This window comes from Asaia sp. Ae19-3 (genome assembly GCF_059801175.1).
Window position 1 is genome coordinate 2,697,906 of record NZ_JBCHWF010000001.1, and the last position, 26,577, is coordinate 2,724,482.

General features: G+C 59.8%; 24 protein-coding genes. 6 read left to right on the plus strand and 18 right to left on the minus strand.

Annotated features, from left to right (window positions below; genetic code table 11):
• The first annotated feature begins 2 nt into the window (after nt 1-2).
• A complete protein-coding gene (locus tag AAID99_RS11825; protein ID WP_188427154.1) occupies nt 3-1,535 on the plus strand; it encodes a TolC family protein in 1,533 nt (510 codons plus the stop codon).
• Nucleotides 1,532-1,984, plus strand: a complete 453-nt coding sequence (locus AAID99_RS11830; RefSeq protein ID WP_188427155.1) for a MarR family winged helix-turn-helix transcriptional regulator — start codon at nt 1,532-1,534, stop codon at nt 1,982-1,984. Before AAID99_RS11825 ends, AAID99_RS11830 begins: the two co-directional genes overlap by 4 nt.
• Before the next feature lie 13 nt (nt 1,985-1,997).
• Here the strand turns inward: AAID99_RS11830 and AAID99_RS11835 are convergent, their stop codons facing one another.
• On the minus strand, nt 1,998-3,125 hold the full coding sequence (locus AAID99_RS11835; protein WP_188427254.1) for a pyridoxal-phosphate-dependent aminotransferase family protein: 1,128 nt from the start codon (nt 3,123-3,125) through the stop codon (nt 1,998-2,000).
• 41 nt (nt 3,126-3,166) lie between these two features.
• A complete protein-coding gene (locus tag AAID99_RS11840; protein WP_498493971.1) occupies nt 3,167-4,417 on the minus strand; it encodes an allantoate amidohydrolase in 1,251 nt (416 codons plus the stop codon).
• A 499-nt stretch (nt 4,418-4,916) separates the two neighbouring features.
• Between AAID99_RS11840 and AAID99_RS11845 the strand changes: the two genes are divergently transcribed.
• Nucleotides 4,917-6,476, plus strand: coding sequence for a CDP-glycerol glycerophosphotransferase family protein (locus AAID99_RS11845; RefSeq protein WP_498493972.1), 1,560 nt, complete (start codon nt 4,917-4,919; stop codon nt 6,474-6,476).
• A gap of 291 nt (nt 6,477-6,767) precedes the next feature.
• Here the strand turns inward: AAID99_RS11845 and AAID99_RS11850 are convergent, their stop codons facing one another.
• From AAID99_RS11850 to AAID99_RS11890, 9 genes are all read right to left on the minus strand, one after another.
• The gene (locus tag AAID99_RS11850) at nt 6,768-7,685 is read right to left on the minus strand and encodes an FAD-binding protein (protein ID WP_188427158.1); all 918 of its coding nucleotides are present in this window, start codon (nt 7,683-7,685) and stop codon (nt 6,768-6,770) included.
• A 2-nt stretch (nt 7,686-7,687) separates the two neighbouring features.
• Complete coding sequence (locus AAID99_RS11855; RefSeq protein WP_025841041.1) at nt 7,688-8,437, minus strand: electron transfer flavoprotein subunit beta/FixA family protein; 750 nt, start codon at nt 8,435-8,437, stop codon at nt 7,688-7,690.
• A 58-nt stretch (nt 8,438-8,495) separates the two neighbouring features.
• A complete protein-coding gene (locus AAID99_RS11860; RefSeq protein WP_498493973.1) occupies nt 8,496-10,139 on the minus strand; it encodes an electron transfer flavoprotein-ubiquinone oxidoreductase in 1,644 nt (547 codons plus the stop codon).
• Nucleotides 10,140-10,164: 25 nt separating this feature from the next.
• A complete protein-coding gene (trmB, locus tag AAID99_RS11865) occupies nt 10,165-10,878 on the minus strand; it encodes a tRNA (guanine(46)-N(7))-methyltransferase TrmB (RefSeq protein ID WP_188427255.1) in 714 nt (237 codons plus the stop codon).
• A 9-nt stretch (nt 10,879-10,887) separates the two neighbouring features.
• Entirely contained in the window at nt 10,888-12,075 is a 1,188-nt protein-coding gene (gene metK / locus AAID99_RS11870; RefSeq protein WP_188427160.1) for a methionine adenosyltransferase, read from the minus strand.
• Between the two features lie 145 nt (nt 12,076-12,220).
• Nucleotides 12,221-12,964 (minus strand): 4-hydroxy-tetrahydrodipicolinate reductase, encoded by a 744-nt coding sequence (gene dapB, locus AAID99_RS11875; protein ID WP_188427161.1) that lies wholly within the window; start codon nt 12,962-12,964, stop codon nt 12,221-12,223.
• A 5-nt stretch (nt 12,965-12,969) separates the two neighbouring features.
• Nucleotides 12,970-14,112, minus strand: a complete 1,143-nt coding sequence (dnaJ, locus tag AAID99_RS11880) for a molecular chaperone DnaJ (protein ID WP_188427162.1) — start codon at nt 14,110-14,112, stop codon at nt 12,970-12,972.
• A gap of 176 nt (nt 14,113-14,288) precedes the next feature.
• Nucleotides 14,289-16,193, minus strand: coding sequence for a molecular chaperone DnaK (dnaK, locus tag AAID99_RS11885; RefSeq protein WP_188427163.1), 1,905 nt, complete (start codon nt 16,191-16,193; stop codon nt 14,289-14,291).
• A gap of 129 nt (nt 16,194-16,322) precedes the next feature.
• Nucleotides 16,323-16,895 carry a nucleotide exchange factor GrpE gene (locus tag AAID99_RS11890; RefSeq protein ID WP_188427164.1) on the minus strand — a complete coding sequence of 191 codons (573 nt, stop codon included), beginning with the start codon at nt 16,893-16,895 and terminating at the stop codon, nt 16,323-16,325.
• A 261-nt stretch (nt 16,896-17,156) separates the two neighbouring features.
• Between AAID99_RS11890 and AAID99_RS11895 the strand changes: the two genes are divergently transcribed.
• A complete protein-coding gene (locus AAID99_RS11895) occupies nt 17,157-17,870 on the plus strand; it encodes a response regulator transcription factor (RefSeq protein ID WP_025841044.1) in 714 nt (237 codons plus the stop codon).
• A gap of 6 nt (nt 17,871-17,876) precedes the next feature.
• On the plus strand, nt 17,877-19,676 hold the full coding sequence (locus AAID99_RS11900) for an ATP-binding protein (RefSeq protein WP_188427165.1): 1,800 nt from the start codon (nt 17,877-17,879) through the stop codon (nt 19,674-19,676).
• A gap of 11 nt (nt 19,677-19,687) precedes the next feature.
• Here AAID99_RS11900 and AAID99_RS11905 read toward each other — a convergent pair whose 3' ends face one another.
• The 7 genes from AAID99_RS11905 to mlaD all read right to left on the minus strand — a co-directional run bounded on the left by AAID99_RS11905 (nt 19,688) and on the right by mlaD (nt 24,772).
• Nucleotides 19,688-20,029 carry a UrcA family protein gene (locus AAID99_RS11905; protein WP_498493976.1) on the minus strand — a complete coding sequence of 114 codons (342 nt, stop codon included), beginning with the start codon at nt 20,027-20,029 and terminating at the stop codon, nt 19,688-19,690.
• A 514-nt stretch (nt 20,030-20,543) separates the two neighbouring features.
• Complete coding sequence (locus AAID99_RS11910; RefSeq protein ID WP_498493977.1) at nt 20,544-21,044, minus strand: disulfide bond formation protein B; 501 nt, start codon at nt 21,042-21,044, stop codon at nt 20,544-20,546.
• A complete protein-coding gene (locus tag AAID99_RS11915; RefSeq protein WP_498493979.1) occupies nt 21,041-22,384 on the minus strand; it encodes an alpha,alpha-trehalose-phosphate synthase (UDP-forming) in 1,344 nt (447 codons plus the stop codon). The genes AAID99_RS11910 and AAID99_RS11915 overlap by 4 nt, the downstream gene beginning before the upstream one ends.
• Nucleotides 22,384-23,127: a trehalose-phosphatase gene (otsB, locus tag AAID99_RS11920; protein WP_498493980.1), complete on the minus strand. Its 744-nt coding sequence runs from the start codon at nt 23,125-23,127 to the stop codon at nt 22,384-22,386. The genes AAID99_RS11915 and otsB overlap by 1 nt, the downstream gene beginning before the upstream one ends.
• A 126-nt stretch (nt 23,128-23,253) precedes the next feature.
• Nucleotides 23,254-24,072: a DUF2155 domain-containing protein gene (locus AAID99_RS11925; protein WP_498493981.1), complete on the minus strand. Its 819-nt coding sequence runs from the start codon at nt 24,070-24,072 to the stop codon at nt 23,254-23,256.
• The gene (locus AAID99_RS11930; RefSeq protein WP_188427170.1) at nt 24,069-24,275 is read right to left on the minus strand and encodes a hypothetical protein; all 207 of its coding nucleotides are present in this window, start codon (nt 24,273-24,275) and stop codon (nt 24,069-24,071) included. Before AAID99_RS11930 ends, AAID99_RS11925 begins: the two co-directional genes overlap by 4 nt.
• Nucleotides 24,272-24,772 carry an outer membrane lipid asymmetry maintenance protein MlaD gene (mlaD, locus tag AAID99_RS11935; RefSeq protein WP_188427171.1) on the minus strand — a complete coding sequence of 167 codons (501 nt, stop codon included), beginning with the start codon at nt 24,770-24,772 and terminating at the stop codon, nt 24,272-24,274. Before mlaD ends, AAID99_RS11930 begins: the two co-directional genes overlap by 4 nt.
• A 219-nt stretch (nt 24,773-24,991) precedes the next feature.
• On the opposite strand from mlaD, the gene AAID99_RS11940 reads away from it, so the two are divergent.
• The gene (locus AAID99_RS11940; RefSeq protein WP_498493982.1) at nt 24,992-26,545 is read left to right on the plus strand and encodes a TSCPD domain-containing protein; all 1,554 of its coding nucleotides are present in this window, start codon (nt 24,992-24,994) and stop codon (nt 26,543-26,545) included.
• Nucleotides 26,546-26,577 lie beyond the last annotated feature (32 nt).

The window sequence follows — 26,577 nt, forward strand, 5'->3', positions numbered from 1 at the left end:
CGATGACCCGACCGGCCCTTTCTCTCATCGTTGCGGCAGCGCTGCTGGCAGGCTGTAACGACACACGAGACCTTGCCCCTCAGACCGCTGATCATGCCTGGCACCCGACCACCAGCACCGGCCTCGTTCTGCCTCCCGATATACGCCATCCTGCCGTAACGGGTGAGGCAGGCGTGGGGCAGATCGTTGCGGGTCGTGCTGCCACGGCTCTGCCTGACGTATCGGACCGGGCACTCAGCCTGCCCCAGCTGATCGATCTTGCCGAGCGCAACAACCCTCGCACACGCATTGCCTGGGAGTCAGCCAGACAGGCCGCCATCGGTGTTGGCATGTCGCGTGCGGCCATGCTGCCGCAACTGACCTTTTCGGCCATGGGCGGGTTTCAGCGCATGGCTCTGCCTCTGCCCAATTACCTGTCGAGCCGCGGTTATCTGACGTCGAACGGGGCAGCGGCTTTCCCCAAGCTGGAACTCGATTATCTGCTGCTCGATTTCGGGCGCACGCGGGCACAGATCAGAGAGGCAAAATTCCAGACCCTGGCGGCCAATTTCGGTTTTTCGGCTGTGCATCAGGAGCTGATTCTTGACGTGATCAGCGCCTATCACCAGCAACAGGCCGCGCAGGCCATTGTCGCGGCCTCGCATCATGCGGTTGATAACATGGCGCTGCTGTTGCGGGCGGCACAGTCGCGCCACGATCATGGCGAGGCGACGATCATCGATGTTGCCACGTCCCAGCGCAATCTGGCCCAGGCACGTTTTGATCTCGACAAGGCCGTTGATGCCGAACACGGGGCGCGCCATGCCCTGCTTGAGGTGACGGGTCTGCCCGCGACGCTTGCCCTGGCCATCGAGCCCGTGCCGGCGCGCGACTTGCCGCATAGCTCGCCAGAGCAGATCAGGCAGCTCGTCAACCAGGCCCTGGCCTCGCGTCCCGATCTTCTGGCCGATATCGCCAAACTGCGTGCGTCAGACGAGGCGGTGCTGGCGTCGAAGGCAGCGCTGCGTCCGCAGATATCGTTCGTCGGCACGATGTCAGGCTATCTGGGTGCGCTCAAGACCTATGGCACGGGGCGTTCTGCTCCGGCTTCTGCCATTGCCCAGCCTGAGGCCGGGGCATTTCTTCAGGTCAGCTGGCCGATCTATCAGGGCGGATTGCGGGCCAATGCCATTCACATGGCGGAATCCCGTCGCGAGGCAGCCGAAGCCACCCTGCTCAAGGACAGGCTGAGCGTCGAGCGTCAGGTGGCTGATAGTCAGGATGCGCTCGAAACCGCTCTGGCTCAGGTCAAATCGGCGCAGGTTCTCAATGATGCCGCGCAGACCGCCAATGAAGGGGCGAGCCAGGCCTATGCCCATGGTGTCGGCACGATGACGGACGCTTCCACGGCTGCGGCTGCCCTGTTCGAGGCGCAGGCGTCGCTCGCCGTGAGCATCGCTCAGGCTTTCACAAAGGCTGCGGCGCTGGCCCATGCCACGGGTCAGCTCGATCTGGCCAACAACATGCCCGATGATCTGTCGGTGGCGGCGCCATGAGCCTGCTTGCTGACGAAACGCCTACACTTGGGCGCATGATGGCGCTGATCGCACGGCGCTGGCGACAGATTCTGGATGCAGGGCTCAGGCCCCACGATCTGACGGACGCCACCTGGCAGCCTCTGCTGGAGTTGCAACGCCATGGCAGGCCGCTGCACCCCAAGGAAATTGCCGATGCGCTTCTGCTCGATAAATCCTCGATGGTGCGGATACTGCGCACACTCGAGGAAAAGGGCTTTGTGACACGCACGCCCGATGAAACGGATCGACGGGCTTTTTTCGTCAACCTGACCGAGGCGGGTGATGTTCGTCTTCGGGAGGTGATGCGGCTTTCACGCGCGATCGAAATGCGGGCGATTGCCGGCGTGGCAGAAGAAGATCTTGCTGCCACGCGTCGCGTATTGAGGGCGATCCACGACGAGATCCAGTCGGTCGAAACCTCCCTCTGATCTTCTGCGTGGCTCAGGCCTCGCTTTCGAGCACGGCCTTGAGCGCGGCCAGGGTCAGACGCACTTTGTGTAGTTCGGCGTTGTAGCCCATGGCGCCCAGACGCCAGATCTTGCCGACAAGCGGGCCGAAAGCCGTGCCGATCTCGATCTGGTATTCGTCGCGCATACGGGCGCGCACGCGCTCGCCATTGACGCCTTCAGGAATATACACGCCGGTCACATTGCTCATGCGATAGGCGTCCTGCCCGTAAAGCGTGAGACCGAGGCCACGCAGCCCTTCGGCCATCGCCTTGCCAGCCGCGACATGGCGGGCGAAGCGGTTCTCGAGCCCTTCTTCCAGAGCCAGACGGGCGCATTCGCGTGCTGCATAGAGCATCGACGTAGCTTCGGTGTGATGGTTCAGGCGCTTTTCTGACCAGTAATCCATCACCATCGCCAGATCGAAATAATTCGAGCGGATGAACGGGCGAGTGCCGTCACTGATATCATCCCGGCGGATGCCGCTCTCAACCTTGCGTCTTGAGAAGATGAACTCTGCGGCCCTGTCCGAAATGGTGATGGGCGCGCTACCCGGCGGGCCGCCCATGCATTTCTGAAGGCCGGCGGAAATGACATCGATTTCCCATTCATCGGTGCGCACCGGCATACCGCCCAGCGTTGCCGTAGCATCGACATAGGACAGTGCGTCATATTTGCGGCACAGCGCCCCGACCCCTTCAAGCGGCTGGGCCGTGGTCGTCGAGGTGTCGCCATGTATGGCGGCGAAGACAGCGGGGCGATGTTCGGCGAGAGCTGCCTCGATCTGGGCCAGTGTCGCGACCTGTCCCCATTCGAGATCGATCGTGGCGATATCGGCACCAAGACGCTCGGCGATTTCGCCGAGCAGCATACCGAAGCGGCCGGAGCGAATGAGCAGCACTTTTGCACCCGGCTCGATGAGCGAGGTCAGGGCGGCCTCGATACCGGCACGGGCAGAGCCGTCGATCAGAAAGGTCCAGCGGTTTTGGGTCATGAAGACCTGACGATAGAGGTCCATCGTCTGGTTCATGTATTCCGTCATCTCGGGGTCGAACTGGCCGAGCATGTCAGCACCCATCGCCCGCAACACGCGGGGGTGCACATTGATGGGTCCCGGCCCCATCAGCAGGCGCTGGGGGGGATCGATCTCACCGTAGAAGTTGCTCACCGTTCTTCTCCAACTCGCTTGATGAAACTGACCAGCGTGCGATGCGCGGCCTCGACATCGTCACTTTCGACGGCTTCCGCCGGATTATGGCTGATACCGCCTTCGCAGCGGATGAACAGCATGGTCATGGGTGCCAGATGGGCCATGATCATGGCATCATGGCCTGCCTGACTCAGCAAGACCGGCGGGACATGGCCCGTTGCCTCGATGATGGCCTCGCGCAGGGTCGCGTTCAGGGTCTCATTGCACAGGGCACCCTGCAGATCCTGCACCTGTTCGCACTCGAGCGCGACACCGCGCCCGCGGCTGATCGCTTCCAGCGTTTCCAGAACCTGCCTTGCAGCTTCCTCGCGCAGGCCCGGTGTGACCGCGCGGATATCGACAGTCATGACCACGTGACCCGGCACGACATTCGGGGCGCCGTTTTCGACGGTCAGAAAGCCCACTGTCGTGACCAGATCGTCAGGGCCAGCCGCGCCTATGGACTCGATTGCCGTTATGGCTTCGGCCGCCGCTGCGAGGGCATCGCGGCGTTCGTGCATGGCTGTGCCTGCATGGGCAGCCTGCCCTTTTATTGTAACGCGGTAGCGATACTGGGAGGCGATGCCGCGCACCAGACCGACGGGCAGACCAGCCCGTTCGAGATGCGGTGCCTGCTCAATATGCGCCTCGATATAGGCCAGCACGTTCTCTCGCTTGGCCGTCCTGAAACGTATGGACGAAAGACCCCAATCCGCGAGGGCCTGGCGCAGGGTAATCCCCTCGCGATCAGTGACGCCCTCATCAATTGTCTGGGCAAGACCCGCAGCCGAACGCGACCCCATCATATAGGTGGAAAAGCGTGAGCCTTCCTCATCTCCAAACCCGATTACTTCGAGAGCGAAAGGGAAGCGCTGCCCGGAGCGACTGAAATGCGCGACAGCCTCGATGCCGAGCATGACACCCAGCATGCCGTCATAACGCCCGCCATCGCGTACGCTGTCGACATGCGAGCCCAGGAGCAGAACCGGCGCATCCGGTGTCGTTCCTGCATAATGGCCGATGATATTGCCAACCGCATCGGTCTCGACACTCATGCCGGCCTCATCCATCCACTGGGCCAGACGCCCGAGCGTCGCCTTGTGAGCAGGACCCAGATAGGGACGGAACAACCCGTCAGCCTGGTCGCTGTAGGGAACTGTTCCGAGTTCGTCGCAACGGGCCTTGGCCCGTGCGCCACCAGCTTGAATTTTTGACGTCGCGATCATGTATACAAGAATGTCTCAAGGCGAGGCGAAAGACAATCGAAAGCTGAGACCACGGAAAAAACTAGGTCCGGCATTCGATCTGTCTCAGGCGTTGCGTTGAAACGTGGCTCCACGCAGAGCGTAAGCGATGCCTTCCGACTCAGGATTGATCGGCGACTGATAGCCTATGATCTACAAGATTAATTGGTGTTTAAAAAAGGCATGCATGTGGAAATATAATATAACATTTAATTACAAAAAAAACCGAGTCTATAGAGACATCCATGTCATAATCTGCGTTTTCATGACGATGCTTTGAGATGATTGAAATAAATGTGCAAATACAACGAGTCCGGTATGACAGGCACGCTCCTAGCGCATATGCCACAGATTTGTCATAAAAAAAGCGTCTCTTAGAAAGAAATTTGAAAATAAGGCACGGAATTGGGGTGTTATGAAAAATATATACTTACATAATATATTGTAAATTATATGTTTTAGCCATAATTAAGGAAAAAATATGAAATTCTCAAATCGATGCTTTTCTCTGTATAATCTATCGGGAAATCTATTGTCTTCCGTCGTTCGTCTGACTGACGATCATAAGATAGACGGGATCGATCATAAAGCAGGAAATAAATGGCTTTTTGAGTATAATTGCCTAAAATTCTATCGTGAGGATGTATTATATATCCTTTTTAATAATAGAATAGAACACGACAATGTCTCTATTTTTATTGGAAAATCTCTTGATGGTGATAATCCCTCTTCTTATATTCTCGTAGAAAATCAGGAAAAAAAAGATTACCTTGCAGAGGTAAGGACAAGTGTTGACTCAGTCAAAGCCCTGATGACGCAGATGAACGACACTTTGGGCGTTGGTGTCCGGTCGGGGAAGAGACACGGATCGGTCAGAAAGATCGTATTTCTCGTACATAATATAGCAACTTGGGATAGTCTTTCAGATGTCTATCAGCATCTCATGGAGGCGCCGGATTTTGATGCCGTAGTCATTACTATTAATCGGAGATTCCCGGGCGAGGACAAATTCGGACATGAGCCGGAAACCCATCTGGCACTCTTGAATAAAGGGATTCCCCATATAAGATTTGGTGGCCCAGATCATGACGAAAATTTGCGACTACTTAAATTTATTTCACCAGACGGAATTTTCAGACAATCACCATGGGATTATGATATTCCTCCGGAATTTCATGTTAATAAATTAGATTTTTCTAATCTATTTTATATTCCTTATTTTGGATACAATATTGTTGAGAGATTTACGCCAGACCCAAATGAGCGTGATTTTCAGGCAGATCAAGATTTACATCGCGCCTGCCGCCTAGTTTTTTGCGAGTCGGATATCACTCGTGAAATAATGACAGAGAAAAATTGTCGTGGTGGTGATCATTTTGTTGCAACAGGTCATCCAAAACTGGAGAAACTTCTTGGATGTAAGAATAATCCAAAGTGGCCTTTTCCTAAATTAGAAGAAAAAAATAAGGCTCGCATTATATGGGCGCCACATCACAGTATTAAGAGTGACTGGTTATCATTTGGAATTTTTCCATCAGTATACAATGATATGCTCGCTTGGGTTAAGAGCGACCAAGATATCGAGATCGTTCTGAAGCCGCACCCTGCATTGTTTGCGCTGCTAACGGGAACTGGCCTCATGACAGGTGAGCAACTGAAGATTTTTTTGGATGAATGGAATGGTCAGGAGAACGCTACTATTGTTGAGGATTCTGACTATGGCTCTCTAATGCTTGCTTCCGATATCATGCTTACCGATGGCATTAGCTTTCTTTCAGAGTATATGCTGTTTCCCGAAAAGCCCCTCATTTTCATGGAAAACCCTGACCACGCGCCATTCAACAAGGTTGGAAAAATCATCGAAAGCGCGTGTTATATTGTACGAAACGTCGAAGAGACCCGACATCTTCTGGGAGAAATCACGAAAGACGGGCAGGATTGCAAAAAATCTGAGCGCGAGAAGGTGAAGGATATTCTCTTGCCATTCGAAACCGGCGCTGCGGAACGTATCGTTGACCGGCTTAGAGCCTGTTTTGAGTAACCTCGTTTCTTGTCAGAGGTAGGTGCTGTCTGCAGACGCAACTAAACCATGATCTGTCAGAGGAGGGCGCGCGCTTTAGAGGAGAGCCATGTGGATGGTACTAAAAGCTCCGAGCGTAAGCGTACGAAGCGTTGATGTTTGCCAATGAAGGGCTTCGTCATGATGCCGCGGCTTGCGTGCCGGACGTGACAAGGGAAAGGCGTTGTGGGTGCTTAACCCTTGGCCTTGCGTGTTATGACGGCGCCCTGTCTGGTCATGATCCGATGATCATTGACCAGACAGGGGCCTGACTCAGGCGCCGAGTTCGGCCTTGAGTTGAGGCAGCACCTCGAAGAGATCGCCAACAAGACCATAATCGGCCACGCTGAAGATCGGGGCTTCGGGGTCCATGTTGACGGCTACGATCACGCGGCTGTCTTTCATGCCAGCCAGATGCTGGATGGCACCCGACAGACCGACGGCGATATAGAGTTCCGGAGCCACGATCTTGCCGGTCTGGCCGACCTGCATTTCGTTCGGAGCAAATCCGGCATCGACAGCAGCGCGCGACGCACCGATAGCGGCACCGAGCTTGTCAGCGACGGGTTCGAGCAGCTTGAAGTTGGCGGCGTCCTTCAGACCGCGCCCACCCGAAATCACCACGCGGGCGGATTCCAGTTCGGGACGATCGGAATGGGTCAGCTCGATGCCGACATACTCGGCATCAGGCACCTCGACAGCTGCCGAGATCGCCTCGACAGGAGCAGGCGCCGCATCGCTGAGGCTGGCAGCATCGAAATTGGCGTTACGCACCGTCAGCACCTTGATGGCGTCGCGCGAGCGCACCGTCGACAGGGCACTACCGGCATAGATCGGACGCACAAACGTATTGGCGTCGATGATCTCGACCACTTCGGTGATCGGCTGGACATCAAGCAGACCGGCCACGCGAGGCAGTACGTTCTTGCCATAGGCGGTCGCGGCGGAAACGATATGATCGTAGTCCGAAGCGCGATCGGCGATCAGCGCTGCAATGCTCTCGGCCAGATGCGGGGTGGAGTCAGCATGAAGAACGCGGGTGACCCCCTCGATCCTTGCCGCTTCCTGAGCCCCATGGGCGCCAATCAGCAGGACATCGACAGCGCCGAAAGCGCGGGCGGCAGCAACAGCGGAAAGGCTGGCCTTCTTGATGGCGGCGCCTTCGGCTTCGATCAGAACCAGAGTAGTCATGCTCAGATCACCTTTGCTTCGTCACGCAGCTTGCCGACCAGTTCGGCAACGCTCGACACCTTGATGCCTGCCTGACGCACCGGCGGTTCGACCACACTCACGACTTCGAGGCGCGGCGCGATATCCACGCCCAGCGTATCGGCAGCAATGGTTTCGAGCGGCTTCTTCTTTGCCTTCATGATGTTCGGCATGGTGGCGTAGCGCGGCTCGTTGAGACGCAGATCGGTCGTGACAACGGCAGGCAGGGCCAGACGCACGGTCTCGAGACCGCCATCGGCCTCGCGCACCACGGTGATGCGGCCATCTTCAACAGCAACCGAGCTGGCAAAGGTGCCCTGCGGCCAGTTAAGGCGTGCTGCCAGAATCTGGCCTGTCGCATTCATGTCGTCGTCGATGGCCTGCTTGCCCATGACGACCAGACCGGGGTTTTCGCGGTCGATGATCACCTTGAGCAGCTTGGCAACAGCCAGCGGTTCGAGATCGGCATCGGTCTGCACCAGGATGCCACGATCGGCGCCCATGGCCATGGCGGTGCGCAGCACCGGCTGGGCTTCTGCCACGCCGATGGTCACAACCACGATTTCAGAGGCAGCGCCTTTTTCGCGAAGGCGGACGGCCTCCTCGACAGCAATTTCATCGAAGGGATTCATTGACATCTTCACGCCCTGCGTGTCGACGCCGCTGTTATCGGCCTTCACGCGGGGCTTGATGTTGTAATCAACCACCCGCTTGACCGGGACCACTATCTTCATCTGTTCCTCGCCGATCCTGGAAATCTCGACTGGGTTCATACCCTATTGCGAATCAAAATCACATACCGACCGGATAATTCGGGCCGCCTGCCCCTTCGGGCACGCACCAGTCGATATTCTGTGTCGGGTCCTTTATGTCGCAGGTCTTGCAGTGCACGCAGTTCTGCGCGTTGATCTGCAGGCGCATAGTGCTGTTCTCTTCCAGCGCCTCATAGACACCGGCAGGGCAATAGCGGCTTTCAGGCGAGCGGAAGATATTCCAGTTGACCGGCAGCCATTTCGACGGGTCGCGCAGCTTCAGATGGATCGGCTGATCTTCTTCATGATTGGTGCCCGACAGGAATACGGACGAAGTCAGGTCAAAGGTCAGCGTGCCATCGGGCTTCGGATAGGCGATGGGCTTGCACTGATCGGCAGGCTTGAGCGCCTCATGATCCGTATGACGGAAATGCAGCGTCCATGGCGCGCGCCCACGGAAGATCAGGCTGTCGATTCCGGCATAGAGCGCGCCAAGGCGGTTGCCCCAACGGGCAAAGGCAGGGCGCACATTGCGGGCCTCGAACAGTTCCTTGAACAGCCATGAGCTCTTGAAGCGGCGTGTATAGCTGGTCGCCTCGCAGGGGTCCTCATGACCGAGAGCTTCAGCCACGGCTTCGGCGGCCAGCATGCCCGATTTCATGGCGGTATGGGTGCCCTTGATCTTGGGCATGTTCAGGAAGCCTGCGGAATCACCCGCCAGCACGCCACCCGGGAAAGACAGGCGCGGCAGGGACTGGAAACCACCTTCTGACAGCGCTCGCGCACCATAGATCAGGCGGCGGCCCCCTTCGAGATGCTTCGCGAACTCAGGATGGGTCTTGAGGCGCTGCATCTCCTGAAACGGAGAGAGCCAAGTATTGCTGTAATCCAGCCCGGTGACGAAACCGTAGGAGACGAGGTTTTCGCCAAAATGATAGAGCCAGGCGCCGCCATAGGTGCCGTCATCCATGGGCCAGCCAAAGCTGTGCTGCACAAAGCCAGGTTTGTGCTTCTCGGCTGGAATTTCCCAGACTTCCTTGATGCCGAGGCCATAGGTCTGCGGATCGACCCCCTGACGCAGATTGAACTGCTTCATCACACGCTGGCTGATCGAGCCGCGCACGCCTTCGGTAAGGATGGTCTGTCTGGCGCGCAGGATCATGCCCGGGGCGAAATTCGGCCCCTGCTCACCCTCACGGTTCACACCCATATCGCCTGTAATGATACCGCACAGGCGGCCGTCTTCAATAAAGGGTTCGGCAGCCGCAAAGCCGGGATAGATCTCGACGCCCAGTTCTTCAGCCTGCGCCCCGAGCCAGCGGCAGACCTCGCCCAGCGACACGACATAATTGCCGTGATTGGCCATGGCGGGCATGAGCTTGTCGATGAACGGGATAGAGAAGCCGCGCTTTCCGGTCAGGAAAAGTACCTTCTCTTCCGTCACCGGGGTTTTCAGCGGTGCGCCGCGTTCCTGCCAGTCGGGAAACAGCTCGGCCAGAGCGCGCGGTTCGATCACGGCACCCGAGACGATATGCGCGCCGATCTCGCTGCCTTTTTCAACCAGACAGACCGTGGCCTCAGGCATGAGCTGACGCAGGCGGATCGCAGCGGAGAGCCCGGCAGGGCCGCCGCCGACGATGACCACGTCGAATTCCATTTCCTCGCGTTCGATTTGCGTGCTCATACGGGTGTTCCGATCAGTCTCGGTGTCAGGCACCGCGACGCGTGAACGTCCAGTAGAACGGCACGCGGCCTTCGCGGTAGGCCTTGGCTTCATAGCGTGTGGGCGACCAGCCTTCGGGGCGCTCGCCTTGTGCGGGCGGGGGCGCGTCGAAAAGATCCTGCGCACCCATGATCTCGAAAACCCAGTCCTGATAGACAGGGTGATCGCTGGCAACGCGCCAGATGGCTCCGGGCTTCAGCAGGCGGGCCAGTTCGCGAATATTCTCCGGGTGGATGAAACGTCGCTTGGCATGACGTGCCTTGGGCCACGGATCGGGGAACATCAGATAGGCGCGATCAAGGCAGCAATCGGGCAGGGATTTCAGAAGCTGACGCGCATCATCGGGCCAGATACGGAAATGATCCGGCGGCGTGATGCTGTCTTCTTCCCCTTCCGGCACGATGCGGGACATGAGGGAGCAGAGCCCGTTTTCGAAAACTTCAGCAGCGATGTAACCAACATCGGGGTTACGTTGCGCCTGGTCGAGCGCATGCTCGCCCCCGCCAAAACCGATTTCGAGCCAGACTGAATCGACCGGCGCGCCGGTGAAGGCGGCTTTCGGATCTGTGGCCTGTTCGGGGTTCAGGCGGAGCCGTGGCAGCGCTTCATCGAGAAGACGCTGCTGGCGGGCGCGCAGCGGGTGCCCGCGCTGGCGGCCGTAAAGCCGCTCAGGTTGGGACTTGAGAGAAGTGTCAGACAGTTGGGGACCTCAGCGGTTGAGGGCACCGTGCAGCGAGCTGACCAGATCGGTCTGCTCCCAGGTGAAGTTGTCCAGCACCGGATCAGGCACGCGACCAAAGTGGCCGTAAGCCGAGGTCGGCACATAGATCGGACGGTTGAGGCGCAGATGCTTGCGGATACCGCGCGGCGACAGATCGACCATTTCGTTCAGCAGCTTGCCGAGACGGGCTTCGTCGATGTCCTTGCCCGTGCCGTCGAGGTCGACATAGACCGAAAGCGGCTTGGACACGCCAATGGCGTAGCTCAGCTGGATGGTGCAGCGATCGGCCAGACCGGCAGCGACCACGTTCTTGGCCAGATAGCGCGCGGCATAGGCAGCCGAACGGTCAACCTTGGTGGGGTCCTTTCCAGAGAAAGCACCGCCGCCATGAGGGGCTGCACCGCCATAGGTGTCGACGATGATCTTGCGACCCGTCAGGCCAGCATCGCCATCGGGACCACCGATCACGAAGTTACCCGTCGGATTAACGTAGAATTCTTCTTCCGGGCACATCCAGCCTTCCGGCAGGGTCTCGCGTACCACTTCGCGGAGCATTTCGCGAATGGTGTTCTGACGCATGCCTTCGATATGCTGCGTCGAGATCACGACCGAGGTCGCACCGACAGGCTTGCCATCGACATAGCGCAGCGTGACCTGGCTCTTGGCATCCGGCAGGAGGCCGACGCCCAGAGCATGGCCGCTCTTGCGGTAGTCACGAACCTTCTCGAGGATCGACTGAGCGTAGTAGAGCGGGGCCGGCATCAGGTGCTCGGTCTCGCGGGTGGCGAAGCCGAACATGATGCCCTGGTCGCCTGCGCCCTCATCCTTTTCGCCAGCGCTATCGACGCCAACAGCGATGTCGGCGGACTGCGCGTGAAGCAGCGAGGTGATTTCGGCGTTCTTCCAGGAGAAACCTTCCTGATCGTAACCGATATCCTTGATGGCGTGACGCGCACGCTCGATCAGCAGCTCGCTGGTGACCGAGGCAGGGCCACGGACTTCACCGGCCAGAACGACGCGGTTGGTCGTGCAGAGGGTTTCGCACGCAACGCGGGCTTCCGGGTCTGCCTCGAGATAAGCGTCCAGAACGGTATCGCTAATCCGGTCAGAGACCTTGTCCGGATGACCTTCAGAAACGGATTCCGATGTGAAGAGAAATTCGCCGTAGTTACGCACTCAGGGACCTCGCAGGGAATGAGTGAAAGAAAAGCAGCGGACGCGCGACAGCCTGCGCCCGTACCGCAAGAGAGGGCTGTCCTTAGAGGCATAAAGCCGCAAGGGTCAAGCGTTTGTTATGTTTCACCAAGGAAATCGGGGCGTTTCAGGCGCCGAATATTTCCGTCATGCCGTAGAGCCCCGCCGGTTTACCTGCCAGCCATCGCGCGGCCTTGACGGCGCCCTGAGCAAAGACGCGGCGATCGAAGGCCCGGTGGGACAGCGTGATCTGCTCGGTTCCCGAAGTCAGGATCAGGCTGTGCTCCCCCACGATCTGGCCAGCACGCAGAGAGGCGAAGCCGATCGCACCGTCGCCGCGCAGCCCCGAACGGTCTGTCTCGATGACATCGGCCAGAGCCACCTTTCGGCCTTCTGCAAACTGCTCGCCAATGGCGAGGGCCGTGCCCGAGGGCGCATCGCGCTTCTGACGATGATGTGTCTCGAGAATTTCCGCGTCATATTCATCAGCAGGGAGTTTGGCGCCGAGCTGACGGGCCAGATCGAGCAGCATGGTCAGGCCCGGAGCAAAATTTGCTGCCCGCAAAACCGGAATCTGCCTTGAGGCGCAGATGATGGCCTCTTCCTGTTCGGCGTTGAATCCTGTCGTGCCGATCACCCAGGCGCAGCGCGCCTGAGCAAAGGCTTCGGCATTGGCGCAGGTCGCCTCGGGGCTGCTTACGTCAATCACCACATCGCTGCACCCTGCCAGACGGGCAGGGTCGGTCACGATATGGCGCAATGCGTCGGGTTTGCGGGCCAGCCCGCCAGAAAGATGGAGTTGTGCCCCCACCACTTCCTCGGCGCAAAGTGCGCCAAGGCGCCCCGTAATGCCTGCAATCCCGATACGCATCGTCTTTACTTCCCTTCGAAGAAATCCCGGACCTTGGCGAAGAACCCCGTATGTTCGGGATTGGCCTTTTCCTGATCCTGGGTTTCGCCGGCTTCGGCCTCGAACTCTTCAAGCAGTTCCTTCTGGCGCGGGCTGAGCTGGTGCGGTGTTTCGACAGCCACCTGGATGTACATGTCACCGCGTGCGCTCGAGCGCAGCACCGAGAAACCCTTGCCACGCAGACGGAAATTCTCGCCGGTCTGTGTCCCTGCGGGAATCTTCACCTTGGCGCGGCTGCCATCGATGACCGGCACCTCGATCTCGGTGCCGAGTGCGGCCTGTGTCATGCGCAGGGGCACGCGGCAGTAGATATTGGCCCCGTCACGCTGGAAGATGTCGCTGCCTCCCACCGAGACATGCACATAGAGATCGCCGGGCTGCACATTGCTGCCTCCGGCCTCACCCTCACCCGTGAGACGGATGCGTGTGCCGTCTTCCACACCGGCCGGAATGGCGATGTCGAGCGTGCGTGTTTTCTCGGTCGTGCCAGCGCCACGGCAGCTCTTGCACGGATTGCGCACGACCTTGCCCGAACCATGGCAGGTCGGGCAGGGGCGCTCGACCAGAAAGAAGCCCTGCTGCGCCCGCACGGCGCCGGCACCGTGACAGGTGGGGCAGGTGGTGTCACCGGCATTGCTGTCTGCCGAGCCCGAGCCATGGCAGCTTTCGCAGGTGACGCGTGTGCGGATCTCGACCGGCTTCTTGACGCCCGCATAGGCCTCACTCAGCGTGATCTCGACCTGCACCTGAATGTCGTTGCCCGTGCGACGGCGACCGCCACCACGACGCCCCCCCATCATGTCGCCGAACATCTCGAAGATATCGTCGAGGCCACCGCCACCGAAACCGCCAAAGCCGCCACCGCCGCCCATGCCGCCATTCTCGAACGCAGCATGGCCGAAGCGATCATAGGCAGCGCGCTTCTGCTCATCCTTCAGGACGTCATAGGCCTCGTTGATTTCCTTGAACTTGTGTTCGGCTGTCTCGTCACCCGGGTTACGATCGGGGTGATAGCGCATGGCCTGCTTGCGATAGGCCTTTTTCAGCTCATCGGCGGTCGCTGTGCGCGTGACTTCAAGAACGGCGTAAAAATCGATTTTGGTGGCCATGGGAGTCCTCGTCAGGAGATCCAGGGGTCAAGGGGCGCCAGATCAGGCCTTGTCACCGCAATGACAAAGGCGGGGGTGATCAGAACGTCGAAACGCCCGCCCCTCCCAAGGGAAGGACGGGCGCTGAAAGCGGGAAGCTTCCCGAGAAGGGGGCAGAGCCCCCCTCTGCGTGGAACTCAGTGCTTCTTGCTGTCGTCCACGTCTTCGAAGTCGGCGTCGACAACGTTTTCGTCCTTGGCAGCATGGGCTTCGCCACCGGCGGCACCCTCTTCTGCCTGAGACTGGGCATAGACAGCCTGGCCGATCTTCATCGCAGCCTGGGTCAGACGCTCGGTAGCCGATTTCAAGGCTTCGAGATCCGTACCGTTCATGGCTTCGCGGGTAGCAGCGACTGCGGCTTCAGCTTCGGTCTTGTCAGCAGCCGGAACCTTGTCACCAGCTTCGGTCAGCGACTTCTCGGTCTGATGGATCAGGGCCTCGGCGCTGTTGCGCTGCTCGACCATCTCGCGCTTGGCCTTGTCCGCCGTGGCATTGGCCTCGGCTTCCTTCACCATGCGGTCGATATCGGCATCGTTCAGACCACCGGAAGCCTGGATCTTGATCTGCTGTTCCTTGTTGGTCGCCTTGTCCTTGGCCGACACGTTGACGATGCCGTTGGCGTCGATGTCGAAGGTGACCTCGATCTGCGGCACGCCACGCGGAGCCGGTGCAATCCCGGTGAGGTCGAAATTGCCGAGCAGCTTGTTGTCTGCCGCCATTTCGCGCTCGCCCTGATAGACCTTGATAGTCACGGCGTTCTGGTTGTCTTCTGCCGTCGAGAAGGTCTGGCTCTTCTTGGTCGGGATCGTCGTGTTGCGATCGATCAGACGGGTGAAGACACCACCCAGCGTCTCGATGCCCAGCGAAAGCGGGGTCACGTCGAGCAGCAGCACATCCTTGACGTCGCCCTTGAGCACAGCGCCCTGAACGGCGGCACCGATGGCGACCACTTCGTCAGGGTTGACGTTGCGGGCCGGTTCCTTGCCGAAGAACTGCTTAACCGTCTCGATGACCTTCGGCATACGCGTCATGCCACCGACGAGAATGACTTCGTCGATCTCGGCCGGGGTAACCGATGCATCCTTGAGGGCTGCACGGCACGGGCCAAGCGTACGCTGGACCAGATCATCAACCAGGCTTTCCAGCTTGGCGCGGCTCAGCTTGACCACGAGATGCTTCGGACCCGAGGCATCGGCCGTGATGAAGGGCAGGTTGATCTCGGTTTCCTTGGAGGAGGAAAGCTCGATCTTGGCCTTTTCAGCGGCTTCTTTCAGGCGCTGCAGGGCAAGCTTGTCGCCGCGCAGGTCGATGCCCTGGTCGCGCTTGAACTCGTCTGCCAGGTAACCGATGATGCGGTTGTCGAAATCTTCACCACCGAGGAACGTGTCACCATTGGTGGACTTCACCTCGATGACGCCATCGGAGATTTCGAGGATGGACACGTCGAACGTACCACCGCCGAGATCGTAAACGGCAACGGTGCCGGAATCGCGCTTGCCAAGGCCATAGGCCAGAGCGGCAGCGGTCGGCTCGTTGATGATACGCAGCACTTCGAGACCGGCGATACGACCGGCATCGCGCGTGGCCTGACGCTGGGCATCATTGAAGTAGGCCGGAACCGTGATGACGGCCTGGGAAACGGTCTCACCGAGATAGGCTTCGGCGGTTTCCTTCATCTTGCCCAGCACAAAAGCCGAGATCTGCGAAGGGGCGTAGTTTTCGCCGCGTGCGCGCACCCAAGCGTCGCCGTTGTCACCACGTACGATCTCGTACGGGACCATTTCCTTGTCCTTGGTGACGGTCGGATCGTCATAGCGACGGCCGATCAGGCGCTTGACGGCATACAGCGTATCGGAAGGGTTGGTGACAGCCTGGCGCTTTGCGGCCTGGCCGACCAGACGCTCACCATTTGCGGTGAATGCGACCATCGACGGCGTCGTGCGTGCGCCTTCGCTGTTTTCGATGACCTTGGTCTCATCGCCTTCGCGGATCGCGACGCAAGAGTTCGTGGTGCCAAGGTCAATACCAATGACTTTGCTCATATTTCAGTCCTTTCAGCGGCGCTGTCCGGCCCAATCAGGCACCAGGCAACGCCCTTGTTTTCGTCTCCCTGCCTGGGCAGGGGCGGGTTACTCATAAAATCTAGGAGGCCTTGTTAAGGGTTTCAACCCTCATTCTGCCGCTTTGTTTCCACCCTTGGCGACAACCACCATGGCAGGCTTCAGCAGACGGCCATGCAGCGTCCATGTGGGGGTCCATGCCTGCATCACCGTGCCGTCGGGATGCTCGTCGCTCGGCTGCTCGGCCATGGCCTGATGCAGATTGGCGTCGAACACCTCGCCGACCGGGTGCTGGCAGGTGATGCCATTGCGCTCGAGAATGCCGACAAAGGAGCGCTCGGTGCTTTCAAAGCCCTCGCGCAGCTTGCTGATCAGCCCGTCTTCGTTCTCGCCCTTGGCGGGAAGCGAGGCGAGGCCGCGCTGCAGGTTCTCGGCAGCTTCAACGACATCCTTGGCAAATTTCTGCACGGCATACTGGCGGGCATCTTCCACCTCGCGCTTGGCGCGCGTGCGGTAGTTCTGCATCTCGGCCTCGGAGCGCATCCATTTGTCGCGGAATTCCTCGACCTGCGCCTCAAGCTCGGTAATGCGGGCTTCCGGGGTCTTGGCCTCGGTCTGTGCTTCTGCTGTCTCGGGGGTCGGGGTCTCGTTCTGCTCTTCGTGCAGCGCGTTTTCAGTCGTCATCGTGGTCGCAACCTCGAAAATTCTGGCCCGGCAGGACCGGGCGTCATAGGGTCGGCTTCTGGCGTGCTCCCCCGCTTCGGGGCGAGTATGGCCGCAAGAAGCCACGAAAGACACCGGTCGACCATCCCGGGATGTCCGACCGTTTTCAGCTGCCCCGTCTTGGGCGCAGCCGCGTGGTAAGATATAGGTGGCTGCCACAAGCCATATGCCAACCCCCCTGTTATTGGCAACAGGCAGAAATTGAAGGCGGATGCATCGCGCATGGAGACGACAAAGCACACCATCGCCCTGGTGGATGACGATCGCAATATTCTCACTTCGGTCCAAATGGCGCTCGAAGCTGAGGGGTTTGTCGTGCACACCTATACCGATGGCGAGGCCGCTCTGCAGGGGATTCAGGCGCGGCCGGTCAGCCTGGCGGTGCTCGATATCAAGATGCCGCGCATGGATGGCATGGAGCTGCTCCAGCGCCTGCGCGCGCGCTCGGCCCTGCCGGTCATTTTTCTCTCGTCCAAGGACGAAGAACTTGATCAGCTCATGGGGCTCCGCCTCGGTGCTGACGACTACATCACCAAGCCTTTCTCGCAGCGCCTGCTGCTGGAACGCATTCGCGCCCTGTTGCGCCGCCAGGATGCCAGCCGCGCCGAGGGCAGTGGCGTCTCGACCGGTGGCGCCGCCATCGTGCGTGGCAGTCTGACGCTGGATGAGACACGCCATCAATGCCTTTGGGCAGGTCAGGATATCATGCTGACCGTCACCGAGTTTCTGCTGGTCAAGGCGCTTGCCCTGCGCCCCGGCATGGTGAAATCGCGCGATCAGCTGATCGATGCCGCCTATGGCGAGAACATCTATGTCGATGACCGCACGATCGACAGCCATATCAAGCGCGTGCGCAAGAAATTCAGGCAGATCGACGATAATTTCAATCAGATCGAGACGCTTTACGGCATAGGTTATCGTTACAAGGAAGACTGACCGGCCATGCCCCAGCGTGAGTCCATTGGCAGACGGTCGCGCCGGGGTGCGCCCGGTCTGCTGGCGCGAGTGATCCGTCGTCTGCGCAGGCGGTCCTTCCGCTATGGCGATACGCTGGCATTGGAGGCCGGACGCGACGGGACGCAGTCGGAACGGCGCTTTCACCTGCCGCGTTTTGCCTCGCCGCTCATGCGGCGTATCTTCCTGCTCAACACGCTGCCTCTGGCCATTCTTGCGGTCACGCTGCTTTTTCTGAACGATTTCCAGAACAGCCTGCTTGAAACCGATGTGAATGCCCTGCGTGAGCAGGCGCATATCTATGCTGCCGCCATGGGGCAGATTGCCGTGGTGCGCGACCCGGCACGCCATCCTTTTCCGGGTGCAGAGTTCATGCTTGACGGGGCGCAGGCCCGCCCGCTCCTACTGCGACTGACCGAACCCAGCCCCAATGTGCGCGCCCGTCTGGTCGGGCCTGATGGCACATTGGTGGCAGATAGTCTGAACGAGGCTGCCCTCGTGCGGCGCGATCGCAAGGGACAGTCTGGCGCTGGCGAGCCTGTACCCCCGCCACGCTGGCAGCCGCCGCGCAATAACGGCATCGAAATCGCCTATGAATGGCTGCTGTCCCTTCTGCCGCTATCGTCACGCGAAGGCATTGTGACGCTCGAAAATCAGGATGGCCCGCCGCCTTTGCGTTCTGCTGGTGAATATCGCGGCGCAGAGGCCGCCCCTTATATCAGGCGCACACCTGAGCATGAGCTGGTCATTACAGTGGCAGAACCGGTCATTCATGACGGTCAGACGGTAGGGGTTATCCAGCTGACACGACAGGCGCAGGAGGTCGATCGGTCACTTTTCGCCGTACGCTCCTCCATTCTCTCGCTCTTTCTGGCAGCCATGGCCGTGACAGTGCTTCTGTCCTGGTATCTCTCGATTACCATCGCCCGGCCTTTGCTGCGTCTCGCCGTTGCGTCGCATGACATGCGCGATATGGCCGGACGTGCCGATACCGTGCCCGAATCCCTGCTGGTTCGCCGCGATGAAATCGGCGTTCTGGCGCGCGCCTTGCGTGGCAGCGTGCTGGCGCTCTGGGCCCGTATGGACGCCATCGAGCGCTTTGCTGCCGATGTCAGTCACGAAATCAAGAACCCGCTATCGTCCATCCGTTCTGCCATCGAGACTCTGCCGCGTATCGAGAACCGCGAACGTCAGACGCGACTTCTGGCCATCATCAACAACGATGTGCGCCGTCTGGACAGGCTGATTACCGATATTGCCGATGCCAGCCGTATCGACGCTGAACTCTCACGCGCCCGGTCTGAGCCTGTGGCTGTAGGGATGCTGCTCTCTATCCTGACGGAGATGCATCAGACCACGCGCAAGCCTGAAGATGCCATTATCGTTCTCGACGACTCCCATGACGACGCCGTTCATCCCTTGCGGGTGCTGGCGGTGGAAGATCGTCTGGTGCAGGTGTTGCGCAACCTGATTGGCAATGCGATTTCGTTTTCGCCCCCACGCGGGCGGATTACGCTGTTCATGCGGCCTGTCGACCGGCAGATCCGTATTACGGTCAGTGATGAGGGGCCGGGGATTCCCCCGCTCAAGCTCGAGGATATTTTCGACCGCTTCTATTCCGAACGTCCCCAGACGGAGAATTTCGGTCAGCACTCAGGGCTTGGTCTTGCGATCAGCCGTCAGATCATCGAAGCCCTTCACGGTACGCTTCATGCCGAAAACCGTTATGACGAAGCGGGTCGGATTATCGGTGCCTGCTTCGTCATACTTCTGCCGCGCGCCCTCTAGCGCCCTTGCCCTCACGAACGAGCCAGACGGGTCTGGCTCGCAGCAGCAACGCGACGGGCATAGATGTCACGCATCTGCTGCACGGCGTTTTCGTACGCGGTCTGGGTGCAGGCATCGACATCGGCAGCGCGCTGGTCGCTGGCGCCCACGGTGCGTTCGCAGATATCGGCAGCCTTGGCATGAATGGCATCTGCAACGCGGTTCCAGTCGCGGTCTGATTTGAGATCGACATGCGTGATATCGATCTGTGCGGTGTTGTCGCTCGGTGCGATGCGGTTTTCTGCAAAAGCAGGCTGGGCAGCGATGGCGATAAAGCTGACGGCGGCAACGAAAGACTTGGCGAAACCGAACATGGTGAGATCCTTTTTGAAGCGCCGGACCCATTGTCTGGCGGTATGATCTCCCTCTTGCAAAAGCCGTGCCAAACTCGAATCTGCAGTGGTTTTAGGCGAAAATAATCAGGAATAGCTCTCTTTTTGGGTATAAATTGCCGCTAAGAGGCTGGTTTTAATCATAAATGGCATTTCTTGCCACAAGGATAAGATCCTTCGTTGTGGCGACCATGATTCGCGCCCCCGTTTTTTTGTCGGGGGCAGAAATCAGAGCGTTTCTCGCGGCGCGCGTCGTCAATCGCACCATATGAGGCTCTACCAGCCGTTTTCCGGAAAGCGGGTCGAGTAAAGGCCGTTTGCTGTAGATCTGTCTTTTTGCAGCTGCGTGGTCAGGCGCCGTTACGCCGCCATGCCACACGGCTCTTTCTGTCGCCCGCAGGAAGTCTATCCGTGGGGCGTTCGCCCATGCAGGCAGGTGCAGAAAGGCGGATTTTCTCTTTATTTGCAGTTCAGGGATAATCCCTGACGCAGGATGTCAGCGGGCGGCGTGCCAGCGTCGTGCCTGAAGCACCACGCTATAGCTGACGATGATGAAAAGCACGGCGGCGGCGATACCGCCAAGCACTGTCATCGAAACAGGCAGATGAAAGAGATAGGTCGGGTCATCACAGGGCTTGGCCGGGCGCATGGGCATGGAGGCCATGCGGTCGTGAAAGCTCGCGCCCGCATGAAAGACTGGCGCATGGCAGGCAGGCAGCGGGCTCTCCCACCATTTCTGCTCGACACCATTATGGATGCCAGCCAGCATGACCGAGGCGGCAAGTGCAGGCAGGGCGAGCACAGTCGCCCAGAAACCGACCATACCGGGGATGAGAAGGGCGATAACGCCCAGAAAAGAGACGATGCGCCAGGGGGCGCGCTCGATCAGGCAGAGTTCGCACGGGGCATAGCCGAGAATATGCTCGGCCCACCACGCGACGCCGATTGCGGCCATACCGGCGAAAAACATCAATCCACCGGTCAGTCGCGCTATCATCCCTGTCCTTTTGTCTCTCTGAGCATTTCAAGAAAACTGTCAGCCCAGTTTGCCGCTGTATTCTGGGTGACGTCCTTGTGCAGAGCCTGCCAGCGTCTTTGCCGCTCTTCAAGGCTCATTGTGATCCCGGCATGAATGGCATCGGCAATGCCTTCATGGTCATAGGGGTTTACCATGAGGGCTTCTTCCATTTCCGGTGCAGCACCAGCGAGGGAGGAGAGAATGAGCGCCCCCGGGTTATCAGGGCTCTGGGCCGCCACAAACTCCTTGGCCACAAGGTTCATGCCGTCCCGCAACGGGGTGACAAGGGCGACATCGGCAATCCGATGGAACCCGGCAAGGACCTCGCGCGGCACGGACTGGGTCAGATAACGTATGGGCGACCAGTCGAAATTACCGTGCATGGCGTTGATATGGCCCGCCATCTCATCAAGCTCACGGCGCAGGGCGCGATAGCTCGCGACCCCTGCGCGAGAGACAGGGGTGATCTGAAGCAGAACCGTCTCGCCCTTGTGCTCGGGATAGCGGTTCAGAAAGGTCTCATAGCCATGGATACGCTCGGGAATACCCTTGGAATAATCGAGACGATCGACGCCCAGAATGAGCTTGCGTCCTCGCAGTGAGGCCTGCAGGCGTTGTACCTCTTCGGCCATCACGTTCTGGATGGCCTGTTCGCCGAATTCGACCGGGTCGATACCGATCGGAAAATGCGCGGCGCGGTTGGGCAGGTTATTGGCTTCGAAGCAGCCATCCATATTGCGGGCGTCTTCGGCGGTCTGCACACCGATCAGATCATAAGCCGCCATTTCACGCAGCATTTCCTCAGCACAGGGCAGGACGCGGGTCACGCTCCAGGGCGGAAAGGGAATATGCAGGAAGAAGCCGATCTTCGCCTTGACCCCGCGTCTGCGCAGTTTCGCGCCCAGCGGGAAGAGATGGTAATCATGGATCCAGATCGTGTCGTCATCGCGCAGCAGGGGCACGAGCTGATCGGCAAAGAGCGCGTTGACCTCGCGATAGACCTTATAATCGGCGCGTTTGTAATTGATGATGCCGATACGATAATGACAGAGCGGCCAGAGTAATCCGTTCGAGAAATTCTCGTAGAAATGCTCGTACTCGCTGCGCGTCAGATCGATCGTGGCATAGGTGCAGCTCTCATGCGTGTCGAGCTTGGGTGTCTGGTCTTTCGACTGGCTGGTATGACGCCCGGACCATCCGAACCACAGGCTTTCAGTGCCGCGCACGGCATCGCGCACGCCGACAGCAAGGCCGCCTGCAGGCTGACTGCGTTCACGAGGGGCGGGAACACGGTTGGAAACGACAACGAGGCGACCCATCAGGCATTCTCCCCAAGCTGGGCGAGCCAGGCCCGGAAATCATGAGCGGTCCTGAAATCATCGGGGATGAGATAGCCATATCCCCCCATCGCCTTGGCTGCCCGCACACCGTCCATATCGGTCACATCATCGCCCACAAAGACGGGAATGCGCCCTGCGAAAGGAGCCTGTGCCATAAGGGCCTCGACGGCGTTGCCCTTGTGGATACCGGCGAGCCGGATTTCCCATGCCATTTTGGAGGGATGGATTTCGAAAATATCCTGCCCTGAAAGCCATGTTTCGATGGCGGTCCTGAAAGGCGTCTCGGCAGCAGGATTGCCGCGATAATGCAGCACCAGACCAGCCTTTTTGTGCTCCAGCGCCGTATCGCGAAACTGGCTGACAAGGGCTTCAGCCTGTTGCTGCCATGCGGTGGGTATCGGGCTGGCGCTGACGGGCTCTTCAGCGCCGTCCGGGCTGCGACGCAGGGTCAATCCATGCTCGCCCGCGACAGCTGTCGGTATGCCGGGCAGGAAATGGTCGATCTGGGCTATGGGTCTGCCGGTTACGATGGCGAGGGCGCCGCCGCAAAGATCTCTCAGGCGCAGGAGGGTGTCGATAAGGCCGGGCTCGACCTGAACACTGTCAGGGGTTGGTGCAATATCGACCAGAGTCCCGTCGAAATCGAGCAGAAATGCCGCACGGTCCAGCGAGGGCGCTGAGGGACCGGATGACGAGTAAGCCGAGGGAGAGGGGGTTGTCATGAGACTGATAACTTCCTCATTGATACGCGGTTGCACCGAAATGCAGGATCAGCCGCGTTATCACCCTCAAATCTGATCATAATATGGTCAGAGGATTACTTCGGTCATTTATCTCCGGCTACAGGGTCATTGATTATAGGGCTGCGGTGGCGGCAGTGCCTGCCCGGTGCCGCCCGACGTGCTGCCTCCGGAGAGAGGGGCAAGCTGCATCGGGCCGCCTGCGTCCTGATGCTGTGGCTGGCCGGTCATCTGACGGGGCGCAGAAACCGGGGGACGCGACGGCGTCGTCTGTTCGCCGAAGGGGGTCAGAGCCATCGGACCGCCGGATTGTGTGGCAGGAGGTCTGGCTGGCAGGGAGCCCGGAGGGGTGTTCGGCAGGGTCTGTGGCGGGGCGCCGCCGGAGGCTGCCGCATGGGTGGGGTCGTCGAGATCGCCCGGCTGGTTCTGTGCGCCTTCGGGTGTCGCATTGGTGAGCACGGGCACCACTGATTGTGGCAGGGGCGCCAGAGCCGGATCGGTTTTCGGGCCTGAGCAGGCAATGACGGTAATGCCGTAAAGCGCGCTCTTGTATCCAGTAAGCGACGGCTCTTCAGCCAGAATCCAGCCTTCATAATGACCGCCCGGATCGGTGTCATCGCTGGTGGTGATCAGGGCTGCAGAATCGCTGGGCAGGGTCTCGGGGCGATCGACGCAGCGCGTGACGCCAAGATGCAGACTGCGATACTGCGCCTGCCCGCCAACCGGAATGGTCAGGGTCTCGATATGGGAGTCGGTGCGGTTGAGTACGCGGATAACCGCCTCACCGCGACCCTGCCACAGATCGGCCGGATACATGACGGGGGGAGCAACGGCTTCTGCAGCCATGGCCGCAGGGATGATCGCACCAGGCGCCATGGCGAGAGGCAGAGCGACAAGCATCGCCGTTCGGGAGAGGGCGCGTTTCATGCGTTGAGCTCCTTGAGGGCTGCGACCATATCGACCAGATGGCGGCGCATTGCGTCAGGATCGACCCCCATCAGCAGCGCGTCCTCAAACACATCCTGCAATGTCTGGCGCAGCTCGGTCTCGTTCTCTCTCAACACCTTGAGCTTTTCGACGCAGGCGATGGGGGCGCCCTGACGATCAGTCCAGAGGGTGGGGCTGCTCATTGGGCAGCGGCCTTGCGGCTCTTGTCGAGTGAGTCGGTGACCGAGAAAATGAACTTGCTCAGAAGCTGCTCGAGGCTGATCGCACCCTGTGTCTGCGACACGATCCCGCCCGGCTTGAGGTTCTTCTCGTCGCCGCCGGGTGAGAGGGCGATGTACTTGCCGCCCAGCAGACTGTCAGAGGTCACGATGGCGGCGCTGTCGGTCGGCAGTTCGATGCCGTCACGCACCGTGAAGCCTACTTCGGCGCGATAGCTTTTCGGATCGACCGTCTCGGAGGTCACGTGCCCGACCGTAATGCCCGCCAGTCGCACATCGGAGCCGACTGACAACCCGTCGATCTGGTTGAAGACGGCGCGCAGCTTGTAACCATCATTGCCACTCTGGCTGCGCCCCAGAACGGCAATCACCAGAAGGGCCGCCAGGACCGCAAGCACAAGAAAGCCGGTCGTCAGTTCGAGAAGATCGCGACGGGGGCGAACGCCAGACAATGAACTCATGGTGATTTGGAACTCACAGGCTTGGGTCGCGCAGGGAAGGACGCAGGAAAAACGATCCGTTCCAGTCCTACAGGCTTCGCTTGCCAGCGTCCATCACCCCGCCGGGCTTTGAGTCGTGGAATGTTATCCACCATATCCCCATTATGCGGACCATTATCCCCTGTCCGGCGGCCCGAATGCCCCTTTTCCAGCCCCAATTCGGGGCCTAGATTCATAGGTATGACAACGCTTCTCCAGTGGAACGGGGTGCGGATGCGCGTCGCGCATGTCGCTGCCGATCCTGACGATCTCGCCCTGCGTGCCGTAACTCTTCCTGCCAGTTGGGAAGACGAGGCGGCGATCGCGCTCATGCAGCTTTCCGGCTCGACTGGCGCCCTGCGTCTGTCGAGCGAGGCAGCACGCTGGCTCGATCGTCTTGGCAGCCTGCCTGCCTTGCCCGGTGAGACGGAAATGCCTGTGCCCGCTCTGGGTCCTGCTCTGGCGGGTGCCCTGCTTGAGCGCCAGATCGCGCCACTTGCGGCCCTCTGGCAGGGGCAGGTCGATCGTCGTTCCGGCTTCGTGGTCAATCTGGCCGCATTCGTTCAGGAAGGCGATTTCGACGGTGAGCGCTTTGTCGAGACCCTGCGTCTCGCCTGCGTGGCGCTGCGTCGTCTGCATGCCGTCAACGGGCCGATGCTCAATGGCGAGTTGCCGCTTTTCGACGCACCTTCGGCCTCTGCGCCGGAGCAGGATGGTCTGGGTGGACCGGCGGGTACGCTGCTTCTGACCAATCTTGATAGCTGCCTTGCCCTGATGGGTCTCGATTACGACAGCGAGACCGGGCGCGATGCGGCCTGCTATCTGAGTTGGCTGGCCACGTCTCTGGCGCGTCAGGGGGCTGGCCCTGTGCCGTTGCCGCCTATTTCCTGCCCGATTGCCGGGCTCGAGATCACGGGCCGTCAGATACGTGACGAGATGGAAGACAGCCTGCCGGATCTGCCCAATCGCGCGTTGATCGAAACAGGCTTCTCCCTGCCCGGCCCTGTCGATGCCCTGCTCGGTGTCGAATCCTGCGGTCTGGCACCGATCTTCTCGCCGCTGCGCGCTGATGGTCATCTGCGTGCAAGTGCCCTGTCGCGTCTGGCCCATCGCGGTCTCAGCCTCGAGGCGGCTCTGGCTTCAGCCGTTCTGGGCGAGAACCCGCTTCCGCAGCCGGGGCCGGAGGCGCATCTGTCTATGCATCGTGCCCTGACGGGTTTTGTCGATCGCATGCCGGCACGTCCCGATCCGCGCGCGTCGCTGCCGCTCACGGCGCGTCTGGGGCGTGGTGTGCGCCGTCCTCTGCCTGCCCGTCATGGCGGATTCACGCAGCGCACCGCCATTGGCGGCCATCGCCTCTATCTGCGCACGGGGGAATATGAAGACGGTTCGCTGGGCGAGATCTCCCTGACGCCGGGGCGTGAAAGCTCGATGGTGCGCGGCCTGCTTGAAAGCGTGGGTCAGGCGGTCACGATCGGCCTGCAGCATGGCGCACCTCTCTCGGCTTATGTCGAGCAGTTTGCCCATACCCGTTTCGGGCCTGCGGGCACGGTCGAGGGCGATCCGGTGGCTGCCTATGCCTCATCGCTGCTTGATTATGCATTCAGGGCGCTGTCAGATAGTTATCTGGGCAAGCGTCTGCCCGACAGTGCGCCGGAAGATCCTCATGTGATTGAAGAGGATCCGATGTTGCCGCTAGATATCCCCGGTGATCTTCCCCCGCGTGAACGCGGCAGGCTGCGTCTGGTCAGCTGAGGGGAAGCACCCCTCAGCAAGGAGACTGGTCC